At 62.5% G+C, this 2,765-nt stretch carries 4 protein-coding genes; 1 reads left to right on the top strand and 3 read right to left on the bottom strand.

Annotated features, from left to right (window positions below; genetic code table 11):
- The 3 genes from EOA24_RS33275 to EOA24_RS33265 all read right to left on the bottom strand — a co-directional run.
- On the bottom strand, window positions 1–609 hold a 609-nt coding region (locus tag EOA24_RS33275; RefSeq protein WP_127410542.1), incomplete at its 3' end, for an aminotransferase class V-fold PLP-dependent enzyme.
- Between the two features lie 34 nt (window positions 610–643).
- Window positions 644–1,711 carry an aldo/keto reductase gene (locus EOA24_RS33270; protein ID WP_127410541.1) on the bottom strand — a complete coding sequence of 356 codons (1,068 nt, stop codon included), beginning with the start codon at window positions 1,709–1,711 and terminating at the stop codon, window positions 644–646.
- 114 nt (window positions 1,712–1,825) lie between these two features.
- On the bottom strand, window positions 1,826–2,284 hold the full coding sequence (locus tag EOA24_RS33265) for a hypothetical protein (protein ID WP_126082509.1): 459 nt from the start codon (window positions 2,282–2,284) through the stop codon (window positions 1,826–1,828).
- A 131-nt stretch (window positions 2,285–2,415) separates the two neighbouring features.
- Between EOA24_RS33265 and EOA24_RS42010 the strand changes: the two genes are divergently transcribed.
- Window positions 2,416–2,580 carry a hypothetical protein gene (locus tag EOA24_RS42010; protein ID WP_189342723.1) on the top strand — a complete coding sequence of 55 codons (165 nt, stop codon included), beginning with the start codon at window positions 2,416–2,418 and terminating at the stop codon, window positions 2,578–2,580.
- The last annotated feature ends 185 nt before the right edge of the window (window positions 2,581–2,765 follow it).

Raw genomic sequence — 2,765 nt, 5'->3', positions numbered from 1 at the left:
CTGCACGGCATCGACGTAGACCAGCGCGCCGGCCTGCCTGGCGAGCGCCGTCAGCGCTTTCACCCGGTTGATCGAGCCGGTCAGGTTCGAGGCATAATTCAGCGCGACGAGCCGCGTCTTGTCCGAAAGCAGCGCGTTCAGCGCCGCCTCCTCCACCTGCCAGCTCCGCTCGTCGAACGGCAGGAAGCGAACGACCAGGCCGAGATCCTCGGCAAGCTGCAGCCAGGGCGAGACATTGCCTTCGTGGTCCATGCGCGTGACGATGATCTCGTCGCCCGGCTTCATTGTCCGGCCAAGCGTGCGCGACATGTGGTAGGTGAGCGTCGTCATGTTGGCGCCGATGACGATCTCCTCGACGCTCGATGCGTTGAGGAAATCGGCCATCGCGGCATGTGCCCCATCGACCACCTGCTGCGCAGCGACCGTTGTTTCGAAGATGCCGCCCAGATTGGCGTTGGTCGAGAGCAGGCAGCGCGACACCGCGTCCGCTACCGTCAGTGGCACCTGCGTGCCGGCGGGATTGTCGAGATAGATGCGCCGGCGCCCTTTATCGGTCAGCGAAAGCGCCGGAAATCTGCCGCGCACGGCCTCGATCGGAAACTCTGCCATCGTCTCCACCCCTTTGTTTTTTAAACGATTCCGATCAAGGACACGGATTGCCGACGCGCTGGTGAATGGCGTCGACCGCCTTCTGCATCTCTTCCGTCCAGGTGACGTCGACCGAGGACAGCGCCGTCTCGAGCTGCGCGATGGTGGTCGCACCGACGATGTTCGCCGTCACGAAGGGCCGGCTCGCCACATAGGCGTTGGCGAAGAGCGCCGGCTCCATGCCGAAGGAGCGCGCCAGCTCGTTGTATTGACGCAGCACTTCCGCCGCATTCGGCGTCTCGTAGCGCTGGCCGCGGTTAAAAAGCTGCGAGCGCGAGCCCTGCGGCCGCGCGCCATGATCGTACTTGCCGGTGAGATAGCCCTGCGCCAGCGGCGAATAGGGAAGAAACCCGATCTCCTCGCGTTCGCAGACCTCGGCAAGGTTCACCTCGAAGGTGCGGTTGACGAGGTTGTAGGCGTTCTGCAGCGAGGCGACGCGCGGACCCACGGCCTTTTCGGCCTCGAAGACGAAGCGCATGACACCCCAGGAGCTTTCGTTCGAGAGACCCAGATGGCGGATCTTTCCGGCCTTCACCAGTTCGTCGAAGACGGCGAGCGTTTCGGCAACAGGCGTCTCGCCTCCCGGAGTGCCTGCCGCATCCGGGCGCCGCGCCACCGCTCCCACGCGCGTCGGATTCGAGCCCCAGGGAATGTCCCGGTCCGGCCAGTGGATCTGATAGAGGTCGATATAGTCCGTGCCGAGCTTGGCCAGCGACTTCTCGACCGCGTCGAAGATGTCGGCGCGCACCAGCTTCGAGGGACGATCGCCGCGGAACCAGGTGTTGGCCGTGCGGCCGACCACTTTCGAGGCAAGGATGACCTTGTCGCGGTTGCGATTGGCTTTCATCCAGCTGCCGATGGTCTTCTCGGTCCGCCCTTGCGTCTCGGCCTTGGGCGGGATCGGGTAAAGCTCGGCCGTGTCGATTAAATTCACCCCGCGCGAGAACGCCAGGTCCATCTGCGCGTGGCCCTCCGCTTCGGTGTTCTGCTGCCCCCAGGTCATCGAACCGAGGCAGATTTGCGAAACAAGGAGGTCGGTCCGACCGAGGCGGCGTTTATGCATGGGATCTCCGGCGGGAGTTTTGCGCGGACAGCGCGGGGAGGAAGTTCAAGCATAAAGCACAGGCCGGAGTTTCTCCAAGCCCGCAGTCTTCGACTTTTTGCGTAAACTGCGCGGCTAACGGCGTGCCCCAGCCAAGGCCCGTCGCTTCGCCTCGTCGATCAGCATGTTGGCCACCTGCATGCGGATCATGGCGCGCTGGCGCAGATGCGGCGCGACCCGGTCCGGGTGGTTGGCGAAAGCGAAATTGCGCCGGATGCGGCCGAAATCGGCATTCTTGGCTGGATGGTCGAGGCCGAGCTCGCCGGCAATGGCTTCGGGATCGATCGACGGCAGCTTTTCCTCGGGCCAATGCTCTTCGCCCGCAAGCGTCAGTTTCGCCCGGTCGAGAAGTGCTGCGAACTCCGCGGCAAGATCGGCGCCGGATTCGCGGTATTCGGCGGCGACGCTCTCACCGGCAACCTTGATGCGGCCGGAATGAAGTTCATCGGCAACGGACAGATAGTCGAACGGGATAGACGGCCGGGCGCCCTCTTCCTCGCCTTTCTCCGAGGCGACGATCAGGTCGTCGAGCAACGAAGCGAAATCGAGCTTGTTCCCGGTGCCGATCTCAGCCTCCCTCTCGTGACGGCATGCATTGACGCCATTTGAAGATAGGGCGCCCTCGTTAAAAATGACTTCTGGCGACGTTAACAATTGCAGGCATTTTGCCGACCGGAGCCATCAAGCAAAAAGCCGGACCGCATTTCGTGCAGTCCGGCAAGGTCGCCAGGAGTGGCGAGGAAAAAGCCGGCCAAGTGCCGGCACCAACGCCTACGATTGAGCCTGCCGAAAAGTTTCGCGGAAAATCGATTGTGGCGGAAAAAATCTGATGCGGCATGGCAGCCATGCAATTGCTGCACTGCACAATTTAAAAAAATCGCCTATACTTTGACGTTGGGAGGACCAATAGGGGCTATTGAGTCATGGGGTTCTTCACTGAAATGTTCGCTCGGCCACGGCCGCAAGAACACCAGCGTTACCGCGCGGCGCTCGCGCTTCTCAATGCGATGAGCAA

The organism is Mesorhizobium sp. M2A.F.Ca.ET.039.01.1.1 (assembly GCF_003998035.1).
In the GTDB taxonomy this organism is placed as follows: Bacteria; Pseudomonadota; Alphaproteobacteria; order Rhizobiales; family Rhizobiaceae; genus Mesorhizobium.
This window is presented reverse-complemented; position numbering and strand designations above follow the sequence as displayed.